Annotated in this window: 15 protein-coding genes; 12 read left to right on the top strand and 3 right to left on the bottom strand. The window is 61.4% G+C overall.

Going from position 1 to position 16,407, the window contains the following annotated elements; genetic code table 11:
- Positions 1-30: 30 nt before the first annotated feature.
- From EIC84_RS20910 to EIC84_RS20875, 8 genes are all read left to right on the top strand, one after another.
- Complete coding sequence (locus EIC84_RS20910; protein WP_003054767.1) at positions 31-915, top strand: ABC transporter permease; 885 nt, start codon at positions 31-33, stop codon at positions 913-915.
- Positions 916-938: 23 nt separating this feature from the next.
- On the top strand, positions 939-1,733 hold the full coding sequence (locus EIC84_RS20905; protein ID WP_003064901.1) for an ABC transporter ATP-binding protein: 795 nt from the start codon (positions 939-941) through the stop codon (positions 1,731-1,733).
- 599 nt (positions 1,734-2,332) lie between these two features.
- The gene (locus tag EIC84_RS20900) at positions 2,333-3,745 is read left to right on the top strand and encodes an amino acid permease (RefSeq protein ID WP_003064899.1); all 1,413 of its coding nucleotides are present in this window, start codon (positions 2,333-2,335) and stop codon (positions 3,743-3,745) included.
- A 185-nt stretch (positions 3,746-3,930) separates the two neighbouring features.
- The gene (locus EIC84_RS20895) at positions 3,931-5,307 is read left to right on the top strand and encodes a DUF1329 domain-containing protein (protein WP_003064898.1); all 1,377 of its coding nucleotides are present in this window, start codon (positions 3,931-3,933) and stop codon (positions 5,305-5,307) included.
- Positions 5,308-5,785: 478 nt separating this feature from the next.
- Positions 5,786-7,501 (top strand): SulP family inorganic anion transporter, encoded by a 1,716-nt coding sequence (locus tag EIC84_RS20890; protein WP_034362034.1) that lies wholly within the window; start codon positions 5,786-5,788, stop codon positions 7,499-7,501.
- Between the two features lie 40 nt (positions 7,502-7,541).
- Positions 7,542-8,336: a GGDEF domain-containing protein gene (locus EIC84_RS20885; protein WP_050788958.1), complete on the top strand. Its 795-nt coding sequence runs from the start codon at positions 7,542-7,544 to the stop codon at positions 8,334-8,336.
- A 4-nt stretch (positions 8,337-8,340) separates the two neighbouring features.
- On the top strand, positions 8,341-9,192 hold the full coding sequence (locus EIC84_RS20880) for a MinD/ParA family protein (protein WP_042438298.1): 852 nt from the start codon (positions 8,341-8,343) through the stop codon (positions 9,190-9,192).
- Positions 9,193-9,242: 50 nt separating this feature from the next.
- Positions 9,243-10,028 (top strand): sulfurtransferase, encoded by a 786-nt coding sequence (locus EIC84_RS20875; protein ID WP_003064888.1) that lies wholly within the window; start codon positions 9,243-9,245, stop codon positions 10,026-10,028.
- 149 nt (positions 10,029-10,177) lie between these two features.
- Here the strand turns inward: EIC84_RS20875 and EIC84_RS20870 are convergent, their stop codons facing one another.
- The 3 genes from EIC84_RS20870 to EIC84_RS20860 all read right to left on the bottom strand — a co-directional run bounded on the left by EIC84_RS20870 (position 10,178) and on the right by EIC84_RS20860 (position 12,081).
- Positions 10,178-10,732 (bottom strand): flavodoxin family protein, encoded by a 555-nt coding sequence (locus tag EIC84_RS20870; protein ID WP_003064886.1) that lies wholly within the window; start codon positions 10,730-10,732, stop codon positions 10,178-10,180.
- A 170-nt stretch (positions 10,733-10,902) separates the two neighbouring features.
- Positions 10,903-11,310 carry a DoxX family protein gene (locus EIC84_RS20865; protein ID WP_003064883.1) on the bottom strand — a complete coding sequence of 136 codons (408 nt, stop codon included), beginning with the start codon at positions 11,308-11,310 and terminating at the stop codon, positions 10,903-10,905.
- Positions 11,311-11,379: 69 nt separating this feature from the next.
- Entirely contained in the window at positions 11,380-12,081 is a 702-nt protein-coding gene (locus tag EIC84_RS20860) for a pirin family protein (RefSeq protein ID WP_003064881.1), read from the bottom strand.
- A gap of 121 nt (positions 12,082-12,202) precedes the next feature.
- Between EIC84_RS20860 and EIC84_RS20855 the strand changes: the two genes are divergently transcribed.
- The 4 genes from EIC84_RS20855 (at position 12,203) to trmB (ending at position 16,255) form a co-directional block, all read left to right on the top strand.
- Entirely contained in the window at positions 12,203-13,141 is a 939-nt protein-coding gene (locus tag EIC84_RS20855) for a LysR family transcriptional regulator (RefSeq protein ID WP_003064879.1), read from the top strand.
- Positions 13,142-13,275: 134 nt separating this feature from the next.
- On the top strand, positions 13,276-14,391 hold the full coding sequence (locus EIC84_RS20850) for an NAD(P)/FAD-dependent oxidoreductase (protein ID WP_003064877.1): 1,116 nt from the start codon (positions 13,276-13,278) through the stop codon (positions 14,389-14,391).
- 41 nt (positions 14,392-14,432) lie between these two features.
- Positions 14,433-15,491, top strand: coding sequence for a tRNA glutamyl-Q(34) synthetase GluQRS (gene gluQRS, locus EIC84_RS20845; protein WP_003064876.1), 1,059 nt, complete (start codon positions 14,433-14,435; stop codon positions 15,489-15,491).
- Positions 15,492-15,520: 29 nt separating this feature from the next.
- The gene (trmB, locus tag EIC84_RS20840; protein WP_003064874.1) at positions 15,521-16,255 is read left to right on the top strand and encodes a tRNA (guanosine(46)-N7)-methyltransferase TrmB; all 735 of its coding nucleotides are present in this window, start codon (positions 15,521-15,523) and stop codon (positions 16,253-16,255) included.
- Positions 16,256-16,407: the final 152 nt, after the last annotated feature.

The following is a 16,407-nucleotide window of genomic DNA, read 5'->3' as shown; positions in this document are numbered from 1 at the left end:
TAGACGTTTGCCGCGCCTGTCGCTCTCTCTATGTCTCTATTTTCCATCCTCGGTGCCATTGAAATTGGCCTGATCTTCAGCCTGGTGGCGCTGGGCGTCTTCATCTCCTTTCGCTTGCTGCGTTTTCCCGATCTGACGGTCGACGGCAGCTTCCCCCTTGGCGGTGCGGTCTGCGCCATTCTGATTTCCACGGGCACCAATCCCTGGCTGGCCACGCTGGCCGGCACGGCAGCCGGTGCCGTGGCTGGCTTCATCACGGGCTGGCTCAACGTCAAGCTCAAGATCATGGACCTGCTGGCCTCCATCCTGATGATGATCGGCCTGTACTCGGTCAATCTGCGCATCATGGGCGGCCCCAATGTGCCGCTGATCAACGAACCCACGCTGTTCACCATGCTGCAGCCGGCGAACATTGACGACTATGTGATGCGTCCGCTGATCATGCTGGGCTTCGTCATCGTGGCCAAGCTGGCTCTGGACTGGTTCTTTGCCACCGAACGCGGTCTGGCCATCCGCTCCACGGGCTCCAACGCCCGCATGGCCCGCGCTCAGGGCGTCAATACCGGCGCCATGATTCTGCTGGGCATGGCAATTTCCAATGGCCTGGTCGGTCTGGCCGGAGCGCTGTTCGTGCAGACGCAGGGCGGCTCCGACATCTCCATGGGTATCGGCACCATCGTCATCGGTCTGGCCGCCGTGATCGTGGGCGAGACCATCCTGCCCTCGCGCAAGATCATCTGGGCCACGCTGGCCGTGGTGCTTGGCGCCGTGGTCTACCGCTTCTTCATCGCAGCGGCCCTCAATATCGATGCCATTGGCCTGAAGGCACAGGACTTGAATCTGGTGACGGCAGTGCTGGTGACCATCGCACTGGTGATTCCGCAAATCAAGAAAAAGCTGAGCAAGCGCAAGTAAGAAGAAGGACGGCGGAGAACACCATGCTGAACGCACAAAACCTCGAACTCACCTTCAATCCCGGCACGCCGATCGAAACCCGTGCCCTGCGCGGGCTGTCGCTGTCCATCCCCGACGGTCAGTTCGTGACCGTCATCGGCTCCAACGGCGCAGGCAAGTCCACATTTCTGAACTGCGTCTCGGGCGACCAGAGTGTGGACAAGGGCAAGATCGAAATTGCCGGCATCGACATGACGCGCATGCCGGTATGGTCTCGCTCCAAGCAGGTGGCCCGCGTGTTTCAGGACCCCATGGCCGGTACCTGTGAAGACCTTTCCATCGAAGAGAACATGGCGCTGGCGCACGAGCGCGGCAACCTCCGCGGCCTGTCCAAGGCAGTGAAGGCCAGCAATCGCGAGCTGTACCGCGACCGTCTGGCCACGCTGGGCCTGGGTCTGGAAAATCGCCTGACCGACCGCATCGGTCTGCTCTCGGGCGGACAGCGCCAGGCCGTGAGCCTGCTGATGGCGGCGCTGCAGCCTTCGCGCATTCTGCTGCTGGACGAACACACTGCCGCTCTTGACCCGCGCACCGCGGACTTTGTGCTGCAGCTGACGGCACGCATCGTGCAGGAAGCCAATCTGACCACCATGATGGTGACCCACAGCATGCGCCAGGCGCTGGATGTGGGCACGCGTACCGTCATGCTGCACCAGGGCAATGTGGTGCTGGACGTCAGCGGCGAAGAGCGCTCCAAAATGGACGTCCCCGACCTGCTGCATATGTTCGAGAAGGTGCGTGGCGAGAAGCTCGCGGATGACGCCTTGCTGCTGAGCTGATTGAGGCCGGACGGCCTGACCGCACACAGTTCACTATCAAAAAAGAAGCTGCCAGTCCTTGATAACCATTGGCTGGCGGCTTTTTTCATCTCAAGATAGAAACTATCGACAATCAACATTGACATTTCGGCATTTATTTTTGACGAAATTGACAAATAAACAATCAAATAGACAGAGCCCTGCCGAATGCAGGCCGAGCATGAAGCCACTCTCATCGACGATTTGACGAAGATATAAGGATATTTTTTGGAATTCCTGATCCAGTCATTAATTCTGAAATATCAAACACTTAGATATCGATTCAAGCCATGGCTGCCCTAATCCACAGCTCACGCTGTACGGCTCATGCGCAAATCGCTCACAATCTGCACCCTATCGGAAGCCACTGAGCACGATGCATGTCATCGCCGTTCACGCTGACCGCGTTGATACCCGGGGACTCCTGATATCAGGGCGCAACAAACGGGCATGGGGCCCAGGCTTTTACCAGCCAGGACCGCCAAGGCTTCATGATCCGCAAAAAACCAATATCTCTCATGAGCGATAGCCAAGCAAAAACTGACAACGGTGGCTTGCACCGTTCCCTCAAGGCCCGACATATGTCGATGATCGCCATCGGCGGCTCCATCGGCACCGGCCTTTTTGTCGCCTCTGGCGCAACCATCTCGCAAGCAGGCCCCGGCGGTGCATTGCTGGCCTACATGATTGTGGGCCTGATGGTCTATTTCCTGATGACCAGTCTGGGCGAGATGGCTGCACACATGCCAGTCTCCGGCTCTTTTGCCACCTATGGCGCCAAGTACGTGGATGAAGGCTTTGGCTTCGCCCTGGGCTGGAACTACTGGTACAACTGGGCCGTGACCATTGCCGTGGACCTGGTTGCGGCGCAGCTGGTGATGGCCTACTGGTTCCCCGGCACCAACGGCGTGCTGTGGAGCGCTCTGTTTCTGGCACTGATGTTCGGCCTGAACGCACTGTCCGCCAAGGGCTTTGGCGAATCCGAGTTCTGGTTTGCTGCCATCAAGGTCACAACGGTGCTGGTCTTCATCGCCATCGGCGTGCTGATGATCTTCGGTATTTTGCAAGGTGGCGCGCCCGACGGTATCTGGGGCAATATTGCCAACCTGAGCACAGGCGACGCGCCGTTTGCGGGTGGTTTTGCAGCCCTGATCGGCGTGGCCATGGTGGTGGGCTTTTCCTTCCAGGGCACGGAGCTGATCGGCATCGCTGCCGGCGAATCTGAAGATCCCGCCAAGAATGTGCCCAAGGCCGTGCGCAAGGTGTTCTGGCGCATTTTGCTGTTCTACGTCTTTGCCATCCTCATCATCGGCCTGCTGATTCCCTATACCGATCCCAAGTTGCTGCGCAACGATCTGGGCGATATCGCTGTCAGCCCCTTCACACTGGTGTTCGAACGTGCCGGCCTGCTGGGTGCCGCTGCCGTGATGAACGCCGTGGTGCTGACCTCCGTGCTGTCGGCCGGCAACTCCGGCATGTATGCCTCCACCCGTATGCTGTATGCGCTGGCCAAGCAGGGCATGGCGCCCAAGCTGTTTGCCCAGGTCAACACGCGCGGCGTGCCCGTGCTGGCATTGATCGCCACCACCGTGATTGCCGCCCTGTGCTTTCTGACCAATATCTTCAGCCCCGAAGTGGTCTACATCTGGCTGCTGAATCTGTCCGGCATGTGCGGCTTCGTCGCCTGGCTGGGCATTGCCATCAGCCACTACCGTTTCCGCAAGGGCTGCGAAGTGCAGAACTACGATATGAACCAGCTGCCTTACAAGGCAGCGGCCTTCCCCTTCGGCCCCATATTCGCCTTTGTGCTGTGCCTGATCATCACCTTGGGCCAGAACTATGAAAACCTGATCAAGGACCAGATCGACTGGGTCGGTGCCATCGCCACCTATATCGGCCTGCCTCTCTTCCTGGTCATCTGGTTTGGCTACAAATGGGTCAAGGGCACCAAGATCGTCAAATACTCGGAAATGGATCTGAACGGCTCGCGTTAATACCTAGTCATTTTTGATCCCACCCAAGGCAGCACCGGCAACGGCGCTGCCTTTTTTGCGTCCCGGGCTTGCCTCGGATGCTGTCGATTAGTCCCAACAGACGATTCATGTCATGACAAATATCTGAAGAATAAATGCTCACAGGCAACGGCCTGCAAGGTTTTTTCACTAGGAAAACAAGAGCAATGCAACAAAAGACGATGAGCACAGCGCTGATGCTGTGCATAGGTTTGCTGAGCGCAGGAGCCGCCTGTGCCAAGGTTCCCGCTGCGGAAGCCGACAAGCTGGGCAAGGAGCTGACCTGCACCGGCGCCATCAAAGCCGGCAATGCCGACGGCAGCATCCCACCATTCACGGGCAAGATCCTGGGCGTTCCTCCCGGCGTGAAGTTCACCAAGTCAGTGGGACAGTTCCAGCCCGATATCTACGCCAACGAAAAGCCGCTGTTCGAAATCACGGCCGCCAACATGGCGCAATATGGCGACAAGCTCAGCGCCGGCCAGAAGGCGCTACTCGCCAAGTTCCCCACCACCATGCGCATTCCCGTCTATCCGGGCCACCGCGACTTCCGTTATGACGACGACATCTGCGCCGTCATCAAGCGCAATGCACTGGAAGCCGAGGTAGTCAACGACGGCAATGGAGTCAAGGGCTTCATGGGTGCTCTGCCCTTCCCCATTCCCAAGACCGGCCTGGAACTGCTATGGAACAACCTCATGCCCAGCCGCGCCAGCACCGAAGAGGTGGAACGCGACATGGCACTGGTGGGCGCAAGCGGCGATATCGCCTGGGGCCGCACCAGCTATATCCAGCTCAGTCGTTATGACTCCAAGGAAAATCTGGGCAAGCCCAACGAAGGCAAATACGCCTATGTGACCAATTTCTCCATCCTGCCCGAGCGCGAAAAAGGCGGCGTGATTCTGTCCATCGAGCCCATGAACTTCGGCACGGACAAGCGTCTGGCCTGGAATTACGATCCCGGCACTCGCCGCGTGCGCCAACTGCCCGAGTTCGGCTATGACCAGCCCTCCCCCGGCACCAGCGGCAAGGCGACCATCGACTCCGAGCGCCTGTTCAACGGCGGCTCCGAGCGCTACGAGTGGACCATGCACGGCAAGCGCGAGATGTTCATTCCTGCGAACACCTTCCGTATCAACCAGCAGATGAAATACGCCGATCTGCTCAAGCCAGGTCATCCCAACCCGGCCTACACCCGCTATGAACTGCGCCGCGTCTGGGTGCTGGAGGGCAAGCTCAAGCCCGGCTTCCGTCACCTGTACTCCAAGCGTGTGATGTTCATCGACGAAGACACCGGTCACGCCGTCTCGGGCGACTTCTACGACGCACGCGGCCAGTTGTGGCAGCACGGTGAAATCAATTACTACTATGCCTACGACATCAAGAAATGGCATGCGGGCACATCGTTCTACTATGACCTGAATGCCGGCTCCTATGTGAGCATGAATCTGGTCCAGGAGCGCCCCAAGGCACCAATTCTGGGCAAGGACAACCTCAAGCCCAGCCAGTACACTCCCGAGGCGATTCGCAACCTGGGCAACTGATAGACAACAGGTGGCTCAGCCACCGCGCGCACCGCACCGCAAGGTGCAAAGAGAGGCCATGAGCCTCTCTTTTTTTATGGCCGCTGCCGCCCCGAAACTGGAGCGCACTCCAGCATATGCGCGGGCAGCGTGCTAGGATGAAACACGGTGCCAGCATTGAAAACCATAGCAGCTGGCGTCGTTTTTTCTGTCTTCGAGTCGATTTCAACGTGAACATCATTCACAAGCAGCCAACGACCCACCCGGTCGTATGGCAGGGCGCGGATCTGGCGGGCGACCCCTTCCGGACTCATCGGCCATCCGCCGACACCCTTGCCGCCATCGCTGCCATGCGGGTCCGGTTCGGACAACGCCTCGAGTCACTTTGGAGCAAGGCGTCCCACTCGGCCAAGGTCGCAGCCTCGTCCTGTTTTAATCCCTGCACAACAAAGCCCGACTAAGCTTGCAGACGATTTAGTTCGCCGCAATCATGACTTCCATGCAATCACTGGCCCGATGGCTGCCCTTTCTTAATTGGCCCAAACCGACTTTCGGCCTGCTGCGCGGCGAGTTCTGGGCCGGCTTGACCGTGGGCCTGATGTTGCTGCCCCAGGGCGTGGCTTACGCCGCGCTGGCGGGCATGCCGCTGATTACCGGCATCTATGCCTCCATCATTCCTGCTGCGGTGGCCATCCTCTTCAGTCCGTCGCCCCGCCTGGGCGTGGGACCAACGGCGCTGAGCGCCTTGCTGATCGGCGCCTCTCTGACCGGCATGGCCGAACCGGGCTCGGCTCAGTGGGTGGTGCTCGCTGCATGGATGGCCATTCTGTCGGGCCTGGTTCAATGGAGTCTGGGCGTGGTACGCGCGGGCTGGCTGCTCAATCTGGTCACCTCTCCTGTACTGGCAGGTTTTACCCAGGCTGCTGCACTGCTGATTCTGGCTTCGCAGCTGCCCACCCTGCTGGGCATGCGCGCTGACTGGTCCACCGTCTGGCATTCTCCGTCCATCTATCTGTTCAGCATCCAGTCCATCGCCTATGGCCTGGTCAGCATGGGCTTGCTGATGTTGGCCAAGAAATGGCGTCCTGCTTTTCCCTCGGCCATTTTCATCATCGGTTTGAGCGGGTTCATCAGCTGGCTCACGGGCTTCGCCGATGCGGGCGGAGCCGTGATCGGCCACCTGCCTGCGGGGCTGCCCAGCTTCCAATGGCCCGGCATGCTGGACTGGGAGCAGTTCGGCGCCCTGGTCATGCCCGTGCTGGTCATCTCCCTGGTCAGCTTTCTGGAAACCGCGTCCAGCGCTCAGGTCGAGCATCAGCAGGCCGGCACGCGCTGGAACGAGAACCAGGATTTGATCGCCCAGGGCCTGTCCAAGATCAGCGCCGGCCTGTTCGGCAGCTTTGCCACCAGCGCATCTTTCTCACGCTCTGCCGTCAATCTGCTCGCAGGTGCCAGGACCGGCTATGCCAACGTGTTTTCCATTTTGCTGGTGGTCGTGGTCGTGCTCTGGTTCATTCCCTGGCTCTACCATGTGCCGCAGGCAACGCTGGCTGCCATCGTGATCACCGCCGTGCTCAACCTGGTCAAGCCCAGCGCGATTCTCAAGCTTTTCAGGATCTCCAAGGTCGAAGCCAGCATCAGCGTCGCCACGCTGGTGCTGACCATCGTCACCGCCCCGCGCATGTACTGGGGTGTGTTCGCGGGCATCATGCTCAGCCAGGCTTACTACCTCTATCACCACCTGCACCCGCGCATCATCGAGGTCGGCGAGCATCCCGACGGCAGCCTGCGCAGCCGCCTGCTTTGGCAATTGCCGCCCCTGGCACCTGAAGTCGTGGCTCTGCGCATGGATGCAGACCTTGACTTTGCCACGGCCACGGCACTTGAGCGCTACGCGGCCGATGCCCTGCAGCAAACGCCCCAGGCCAAAGACCTGGCACTGCTGATGCAGTCCATCAACAGCATAGACATCACAGGAGTCGAAACATTTGCCCGACTGGAACGCCTGGTCGCATTGCGCGGCGGTCTGCTGCACGTGGTGGGATTGAAGTTGCCGGCCGAGCAAAGGCTGGAACGCGCCGGACTGCTGCACAAGGAAGGCAGCCCCATCAGGCTCTATCGAACGGATGCCGACTTTCTGCGAACGCTTGGCAATTTCCCCACAGAACTGACCCGGATCAACGCTGACGAAAAGCCTACATCCACAAAAAGCTAGGGGTCGCTGCTACACTGACGGTCATCATTGATAGTTTGTCGTGACTTCATCCGCCCCCCACCAATCCGTGTTTTTGCGCGATCTGCGCCTTGCCACCGCACACAATCTGGTGAATCGCGCGGGCGGTAGCGATAACCGTCTGCCCACTGACACTCCCACCCATTACCTGCAAGCACTCATTGATGGCTTGTGCGCACTGTCTTTGCGCGACCCCCTCACGGGGCTGGCCAACCGGCGCCATTTCCGCTCCGTGATCGAGCGCGAAATCGACCGCGTGGCCCGCTCCGGAGAAACCGCACTGCTGCTGATGCTGGACATCGACCATTTCAAGCAGATCAACGACGAGCACGGTCATATTGCTGGCGATATGGTGCTGCAATCCGTGGCACAGACGCTGTCCGAAATCATTCGCCCCATGGACACCCTTGCGCGCTTCGGTGGTGAAGAATTCGCCATAGTGCTTCCGGTGTGCCCTGCGCATCAGGGCCGCGCAGTCGCCGAGCGCTTGCGCCAGGCCATCGAAAGCAACTCCATCGCTTTGTCCTCGGGCCAGTCGCTGAAGATCACTGTGAGTATCGGCGGGGTCTACGCCCAGCAATGGATTCGCAGCACGGCGCAACTGTGGACCGAGCGTGCCGATCGCCAGCTCTATCTGGCCAAATCGGCAGGCCGCAACTGCGTCTGCGTGGAGGATCCGCCCGACAGTACGGTGAGTGCCGAGGAAAAAAGCCTGCTTTTCAGCCCTTTGCCTGCCGCTTCGTTAGAGGAAAATGTCTCTGACAATACAGCACCAGACGTAAACACCGACGCCGCAAGCCAGGTCATAACGCCTTGAGACGATGGACACCTTGGCCCCTCACCCTACTTTGCCCGCTCATATATCCATGGAAGATGCCCTGCGGGCGCCTGGCCGCAACAAGCAGGCCCACATCATTGCCGTCACCAGCGGCAAAGGCGGTGTCGGCAAGACTTTCGTCTCGGCCAATCTGGCTGCTGCGCTGACGCGCCATGGCTTCAACGTGCTGGTATTGGACGCGGACCTGGGCCTGGCCAATCTGGATGTGGTGCTCAACCTCTACCCCAAGGTCACGCTGCACGATGTGTTCACGGGTCGCTCCACGCTGGAAGATGCCATTCTGACCACGCCGGGCGGCTATTCCGTGCTGCTGGCAGGCTCGGGCATGATCGAGTACTCGCGCCTCACCCCCGAGATTCGTTCCCAGTTCATGCGCACGGTGGAGTTGCTGCGCCCGCGCTACGACATCATCCTGCTCGACACCGGCGCCGGCATCTCGGATGTGGTGCTGTTCTCCGTCTCTCTGGCAACCGAAGTGCTGGTCGTGGCCACGCCCGAGCCCACTTCGCTGACCGATGCCTACGCCGCCATCAAGGTGCTGGCCCTGCAGCAAAAGCGCCAGCAGATCCGTCTGGTCATCAACCAGGCGCAACGCCCCGGCGATGGCCGCGCCATCACTGGCCAGCTGCAGCAGGTGCTCAACCGCTTCGTGACCACCGAGTCCGGCCAGCCGCTGCAGCTGACCCACTGGGGCGATATTCCGGTCGACTCCGCCGTGCGGGAGGCCGTGATGCGCCGCCAGTTGCTGCTGCAGGCCATGCCCGGAGCACCCGCATCCCTCGCAGTGGCACAGCTGTCCAATAAAATCAAGGCAGAGCTGACGGCCCCGGTCTGAGCTGCATCACCGTCGATGCAGCAGCCGCGCGGCCGCCCCCGGATATCGACGTGGCCGACATACTCAACATCTCCTGCTACAAATTCACGCCCCTGCCCGACGCCGACCAGCTGCGCCAGACGCTGCTGGAGCGTGCACATGACCTGAGCCTCAAGGGCACGGTGCTGCTGGCCGAAGAAGGCATCAACTTTTTCCTGGCCGGCCCTGCCCAGGCCGTGCGCAGTTTTGTGGACCAGCTGAAGCAAGACCCGCGTTTTGCCGACCTGGCTCCCAAGGAAAGCTGGTCCGAGACCGTACCCTTTCGCAAAATGCTGGTCAAGGTCAAGAACGAGATCATCCGCATGGATCATCCCGCCATTCGACCCGCCCATGGCCGTGCGCCATCGGTCAGCCCGGCCACGCTGCGCCGCTGGCTGGAGCAAGGCCATGACGACGAGGGCCGCGAGGTGGTGACGCTGGACACGCGCAACGACTACGAAGTGGACGAAGGCGCGTTTGCCGGCACGATCGACTGGCGCCTGAGCAAGTTCACCGAATTCCCGCCCGCACTGCGCCAGCACAAGGACGAATTCGCCGGCAAGACCGTGGTCAGCTATTGCACTGGCGGCATCCGCTGCGAAAAGGCCGCCATCCTCATGCAGGACGAAGGCATCGAAAACGTCTACCAGCTCGAAGGCGGCATCCTCAAATATTTCGAGGAGACCGACGGCAAGTTCTACGACGGCGGCTGCTTCGTCTTTGACGGTCGCGACTCGCTGGGCACCGATCTGTCGCGCACCGAGCTGGTTCACCCCCGCCCCATCAAAAAGCATCTGATGGAACAGGACGCGGAGTAAGCAGCGCCAAGATGGCGCTCAATGCCACTATCAAAAACTAAGCAGCTAGCGCTGAATCAGGCTAAGTTTCAGAAGCATTCATCACTGAAACCTATGCAGGGCCAGCGCTATCCGCTTTGAATTGGATAGCACCCAACTTAGCTGAACGCTTATCTGGCCCAGCGTGCTGCGGCCTTGGCCACGCGCTCGCCAAACTGGCGTGCGGTTTCCAGGTCACCGCCGGCCATCTCGCCGGCCGATGAGTCAGAGGGCGACTGCGCCATGGCACCGCAGAAACTGCCCATCCAGTTCACATCGTTGCGCTGGGCGGCCTTGGTATTCGAAGGCAGCAGACCCAGTCCCACCCACACGCCGCCATGCTGCATGGCCAGGTGGTAGAAATAATCGAGCGTGACCTGCTTGTCGCCCTGCACGCTCGCGCTGTTGGTGAAGCCGGCAAACAGCTTGTCCTTCCAGGCCTGGGCAAACCAGGCCTTGGACGAGGCGTCGGCAAATTTCTTGAATTGCCAGCTCGGAGCGGCCATATAGGTCGGTGCGCCGAAGACGATGGCATCGGCCGCGGCCAGTTGCTCCCAGCCGCCCTCGGGCAAATTGCCATCGGCGTCGATGGCCATCAACTGTGCGCCCGCGCCCTGAGCCACGGATTGCGCCATGCGCTGGGTATGGCCGTAGCCTGAGTGGTAGACCACAACGATATTGCTCATGATTTCTTCTTTCCTGCTTGCATCGGCGCGGCCATCCGCCGCACCATCCTGTATCTGTGCCAAATAAAGGCCCGCCGGATTGACACCCGGCGGGCCTTGTCTTTCGAGAGCGCGCTAGCTTAACAAAGCTATGACCGCTTGCGCACTTTCAGCCTGTGCTGCCTCATGCTTCAGCCTTTGCGGCCGTCCATGCTCCAGGCGCCTGCTCCATGAGCCGCATAACCAAGCAGGCCGCCGACCACGGCGATGTTCTTCCAGAACAGCAGCTGCTGCATCATGGCGGCCTCTGCGGGAACGCCCCAGAAGTTATGGAAGAAGAAGCTGGCGATCAGCGTGAAAAATCCCAGGATCAAGGCCGCGCAGCGCGTGTGCCAGCCCAGCAATATGGCCAGACCGCCCACGATCTCGATCACCAGGCCCACCGCCACCGCGACCTGGGGCATGGGCATGCCCGCCGATGCGGCATAACCCACGGTGCCCGCAAAGCCACTGATTTTCTGAATGCCTGCTGGCAGAAACAGCAGGGCAATCAGCACACGGCCCACCAGGTCCAAAGGATTTCGCAATTGATTCAACATTTAAACTCCAGTCATTGCGACCCAGGGCCGCGTTGGTTCATATCAGCACAAGCCTTGAAATCGTCAGACTCAAGGTTCCAGGTCAAACACCAGAACTTCCGCAGCCCGGCCATTGGCAAGGCGCAGGCGCTCCTCATTTTCAATAAGTGCAGCGTCGCCGCTTGTCAGCTTTTGTCCATTCACGTCCAGCTCGCCACGCACCAGGTGCACATAGGTCTTGCGACCGGCTGGCAGGGCCACATCGGCAGCCTCTTCTGCATCGAACAGACCGGCATACAGGCGTGCATCGGCATTCATGGGAACCGAGCCCTCGGCACCGTCAGGTGAAGCCACCAGACACAGACGTCCACGCTTTTGCGCCTCGCTGAATGTCTTCTGGGCATAGCCTGGCTCGATACCTGTGCGTGCGGGCAGCAGCCAGATCTGCAGAAAGTGCGTGGTCTGCTCCTTGGCGTAGTTCTGCTCGCTGTGCACCACTCCCGAGCCCGCACTCATGCGCTGCACCTCTCCAGGCAGGATGGGGGTTTCATTGCCCATGCTGTCCTTGTGCGAGAGCGCACCTTCGAGCACATAGCTGATGATTTCCATATCGCGGTGGCCGTGCGAGCCAAAGCCTGTGCCAGGGGCAATCCGGTCTTCGTTGATCACGCGCAGATTGCCGAACCCCATATGGCGCGGGTCGTAATAACCGGCAAACGAAAAGCTGTGATAGGACTTGAGCCAGCCGTGGTCGGCGTAGCCGCGTTCCTGGGATTTGCGCAGAGTCATCATGGTGTGCTTCCTTTCGTTCAAGTGACTGTCTCTATGGGCTCTACTGTAGAAGTCACCTGCCAGGCTGTGGCTGAACGGCGTTGATGGCATCATTCAAACTGTTTGAATCATCAATCTCACCATGCCCAGCTCCCGCGATGTGCTCACCCCCGACAGCCTGGCCATGCTGCAGGCCATTGCCGAAACCGGCAGCTTTGCCGCCGCTGCGCGCTCCCTGGGCCTGGTGCCCAGTGCGCTGACCTACCGCGTGCGCCAGATCGAAGATGCGCTCGATGTGCTGCTGTTTGACCGCAGCTCGCGCCACGCCCAGGCCACTGAGGCAGGTCAGGCCCTGCTGCACGAAGGCGCCCGCCTGCTGCAGGAGATCGATGCCGTCGCGCACCGCGTCAAGCGCGTGGCCACGGGCTGGGAGCCGCAGCTGACCATCGTCATCGACGGGGCCGTGGCCCGCACGCCCATCTTCGAGCTGGTCGAAGCTTTTTATGCGCTGACCCCGCCCACCACACTCAAGCTGCGTGACGGCATTCTCAATGGCACGCTGGAAGTGCTGACCAGCGGCCATGCCGATCTGGCCATTGGCGTGGCGGTCAACACCAGCAATGTCTCCGAGCTGCAGACGCGCGAAATCGGGGAGATGGATTTCGTCTTCGCCGTCGCGCCGCACCACCCACTGGCCGGACTCGATGAGCCGCTTTCCGACGAGTTGCTGCTGCGCCATCGCATGGTGGCCGTGGCCGACTCGGGCGTGCGCAGCAACACCAGCTTTGGACTGGTCAACGGCCAGGACGTGCTCACCGTGGACAGCATGCAGGCCAAGCTGGAGGCCCAGATACGCGGCATTGGCGCCGGCTTTCTGCCACGTGGCATGGTGCAGGCCTATCTCGATGCCGGCCTGCTGGTCACAAAACAGGTGCAGCGCGCCAGTCGCAATCTGCGCCTGCACTATGCATGGCCCGGCCCCGCCCACCGCACGCCTGGACGCGCCCTTCAGTGGTGGCTGACGCAACTGGAAAGCCCCGCCACGCGCAAGGCGCTTATGGAAAACCATCACCGTCAATAAGCTGCTGCGCGTCGCAGCCGCCACGCGGGAGGTGTAGAGTGAGTTGCGCTGCAACAATTCAGCACAAGCAGCACTTGCTATCTTTTGGATAGCTGGCTACGCTAGAACTCAAACGGTGTCGAAAAGGCTTTTTCATGAATGCTTCCCGCACTCGCGCGTCCGCAACTGCCTCCGCTTCTTCCCCTTCCCCGCATACCGGTGGCAAGCGCATTGCCGTCATCGGCGCGGGCATTGCCGGTCTGGCCTGTGCCCGCACGCTGATGCAGGCCGGGCATGACGTCCATGTCTATGAGCGTCTGACCCAGGCCGGCGGACGCATGCGCTCGGTCAGCGGCCCCTACGGCAGCTTTGACATCGGCGCCCAGTTCTTCACCGTACGCGATCCGCGCTTTCAGCAAGTGCTGGACACCACGCCCGGCAATCTGCGCGCCTGGAGCCTGAACAGCGTGCAGACCCGCAACGCCCAGGGCCGCAGAGTCGACAAGCACACGCCGGTGCGCGAGACCCACTGGGTCGGCATGCCCGATATGCAATCGCTGCCACTGGCCTGGGCAGCGCCGCTATGGGATGCCGGGCGCCTGCATCTGGGCCAGTCCCTGCGCGCCATGAGCCACCACATTGCCAGCGGCAGCAGCCACAGCCGCCACCAATGGTCCCTGATGCTGGATACCGAAGACCACGGCCCGCAGATTGCTGCCGACTTCGATGCCGTGGTGCTGGCCGTGCCGGCGCCCGTGGCCGCGCAGCTGCTGCAGACCGCGCCTCAGGGTGCGGCCCTGGCCAGGACACTGGCCCCTGTGGAAATGGCCCCCTGCTGGGCCATGACGCTGTCCTACCCCATGGCTGCTCAGGCCGGCCTGACCACACTGGGCCCGCAGTGGAATGCCGCACGCAGCACGCATGAGCGCGTTACCTGGGTGGCCCGCGAGTCCTCCAAACCCGGCCGCGCCCAGACCGAGCGCTGGACGATTCATGCCAACCCGCTGTGGTCCAACGAGCACCGCCACGACGACGCCACGCGCGTGCTTGCCAAGCTGCAAAAGGCCTTCGGCGAGATCACCGGCATCCGCGTTGCGCCGCGCCATGCCAGCGTCTACCTCTGGCAGCATGCCCAGACGCTGGCGCCCCTGGGCAGGCCGTTCAGCCACGACCCCTCGGTCGGCCTGGGCCTGTGCGGGGACTGGTGCATAGGCATGCGGGTGGAAGACGCTTTTGTCTCGGGTCTGGAAATGGGGCTGGCCCTGGCCTGAGCCAACTGCGCGCAGTCAAGGGGCGTAAGATGGCGTCCCTCATGACTGCGGCCCTTTCCCGTTCCTCCTCCAGCGCTCCCTGCACGGGGCCATATATCGGGCGCTTTGCGCCCTCTCCCACCGGGCCGCTGCATGCAGGCTCTCTGGTCGCGGCGCTGGCCAGCTGGCTGGATGCACGCGCCCACCACGGACGCTGGCTGATTCGCATCGAAGACATCGATCCGCCACGCTGCCAAGCTGGCGCCGACCAGGAAATCCTGCGCCAGCTGGCCGCCTGCGGCCTGCACTCCGATGCCCCCGTGGTCTGGCAGTCGCAGCGTCATGCACTCTATGAAAAGGCGCTGCAGCAACTACAGGCGCAAAAAATGGCCTACCCCTGCGGCTGCACGCGCAAGGACATCGAAGCCGCCTGGCTGGCACAGGGACTGGCTCACGAGCGCCATGTGGAGCGACCCTACCCCGGAACCTGCCGTCATGGCCTGCAAGGCAAGCCTGCCAGAGCCTGGCGCTTTGCGCTGGAGCAGCAGGTACATGACTTACAAGAGCATCAACCCGAAACACCCTACCAACAAGCGCAAGCAGCTACGCAAAGCATAGCAATCGGGCGCTCTTGCCTCGAAAGCAAGCGCCCCGTGCTGCACTGGCAGGACCGGCGTCTGGGCGCGCAGCAGCAAGACCTGCTCGCCAGCGTGGGCGACTTTGTACTGCGCCGCGCGGACGGGCTCTGGGCCTACCAGCTGGCCGTGGTCGTCGACGATGCCGAGCAAGCCATCACCGACGTGGTGCGCGGCGAAGACCTGGCCGACAACACCCCTCGCCAGATCGTGCTGCAACACGCCCTGGGCCTGACCCAGCCGCGCTATCTGCACACGCCCCTGGTCTGCATGGAAAACGGAGAAAAACTCTCCAAACAGCACGGCGCACCCGCCGTGGATGTCAGCCAGCCGCTGACCGTGCTTTCTGGCGCCGCGCAGCAGCTCGGCCTGCCACAAGCGCCCGCAGCCGCATCCTGCAGCAGCGAAAGCCCCGCAAGCGCCTTGCCTTTGGCGCTGGACTTCTGGGTCCGGTGCTGGCGCCAAACCTACAATATCGCCCCGTGACTTCTTCAAATCCAACACCTACCACCGATATGGCCGAAAACGTGCCAGCCGCTGACGCATCCGCAGCATCCCAAGGCCAGGCGCCCGAAGGCGTGGCCTATCCCAAGACCATCAAAAGCTATGTACGCCGCGCCGGCCGCACCACCACGGGCCAGGCCAAGGCTTTTGAAGAACTGGGTCCGCGCTTCCTGCTGCAATACCAGAAGGCTACTCTGGACGCCGCTGCCGCCTATGGCCGCGGCGGCAAGCTGATTCTGGAAATCGGCTTCGGCATGGGTGAAGCCACCGCCCATATCGCCCGCGTGCGCCCCGACGATAATTTTCTGTGCTGCGAAGTGCACGAGCCCGGCGTGGGCGCGCTGCTCAAGCGCATTGGCGAGCAGGAGATCGAGAACATCCGCATCCTGCAGCACGATGCCGTGGAAGTCATCGACAACATGCTGCCCGAAGCCTCGATCGACGGCGTGCACATCTTCTTCCCCGACCCCTGGCACAAGAAAAAGCACAACAAGCGCCGCCTGATCCAGAGCCCGCTGATCACCAAGCTGGCTGCTCGCATCAAGCCCGGCGGCTACATCCACTGCGCCACCGACTGGGAACCCTATGCGGTGCAGATTCTGGAAGTACTGAACGCAGAACCCATGCTGCAGAACACGGCCGAGAACTACGCCGAAAAGCCCGACTACCGTCCGCTGACCAAATTCGAGAACCGCGGCATTCGCCTCGGTCATGGCGTCTGGGATCTGGTGTTCAGGAAAAAGTAACACCCCCTGAGCGGCTTTGCCTAGGCGGCCCCGCCGCTTCCCCCTCTCTGCTTCGCGGAGGGGGACGACAGCCTCGCTGCGGGGCGGCCCTTGCTTGCTGTCTCTGATTTGAGTCAGCGCCAGCTATTTGGATAGCGCCAGTTGCAAGGACT

The sequence above is a fragment of the Comamonas sp. A23 genome (assembly GCF_004522605.1).
Taxonomy (GTDB): domain Bacteria; phylum Pseudomonadota; class Gammaproteobacteria; order Burkholderiales; family Burkholderiaceae_C; genus Comamonas; species Comamonas thiooxydans.
This window is presented reverse-complemented; position numbering and strand designations above follow the sequence as displayed.

Bases quoted from the DNA above. Each gene is read 5' to 3' on its own strand.
- EIC84_RS20900 (WP_003064899.1), top strand. From the start codon at position 2,333: ATGTCGATGATCGCCATCGGCGGCTCCATCGGCACCGGCCTTTTTGTC.
- EIC84_RS20870 (WP_003064886.1), bottom strand. From the start codon at position 10,732: ATGAGCAATATCGTTGTGGTCTACCACTCAGGCTACGGCCATACCCAG.
- EIC84_RS20905 (WP_003064901.1), top strand. From the start codon at position 939: ATGCTGAACGCACAAAACCTCGAACTCACCTTCAATCCCGGCACGCCG.
- trmB (WP_003064874.1), top strand. From the start codon at position 15,521: ATGGCCGAAAACGTGCCAGCCGCTGACGCATCCGCAGCATCCCAAGGC.
- EIC84_RS20880 (WP_042438298.1), top strand. From the start codon at position 8,341: ATGGACACCTTGGCCCCTCACCCTACTTTGCCCGCTCATATATCCATG.
- EIC84_RS20855 (WP_003064879.1), top strand. From the start codon at position 12,203: ATGCCCAGCTCCCGCGATGTGCTCACCCCCGACAGCCTGGCCATGCTG.
- EIC84_RS20865 (WP_003064883.1), bottom strand. From the start codon at position 11,310: ATGTTGAATCAATTGCGAAATCCTTTGGACCTGGTGGGCCGTGTGCTG.
- gluQRS (WP_003064876.1), top strand. From the start codon at position 14,433: ATGACTGCGGCCCTTTCCCGTTCCTCCTCCAGCGCTCCCTGCACGGGG.
- EIC84_RS20850 (WP_003064877.1), top strand. From the start codon at position 13,276: ATGAATGCTTCCCGCACTCGCGCGTCCGCAACTGCCTCCGCTTCTTCC.
- EIC84_RS20895 (WP_003064898.1), top strand. From the start codon at position 3,931: ATGCAACAAAAGACGATGAGCACAGCGCTGATGCTGTGCATAGGTTTG.
- EIC84_RS20910 (WP_003054767.1), top strand. From the start codon at position 31: ATGTCTCTATTTTCCATCCTCGGTGCCATTGAAATTGGCCTGATCTTC.
- EIC84_RS20890 (WP_034362034.1), top strand. From the start codon at position 5,786: ATGCAATCACTGGCCCGATGGCTGCCCTTTCTTAATTGGCCCAAACCG.
- EIC84_RS20860 (WP_003064881.1), bottom strand. From the start codon at position 12,081: ATGATGACTCTGCGCAAATCCCAGGAACGCGGCTACGCCGACCACGGC.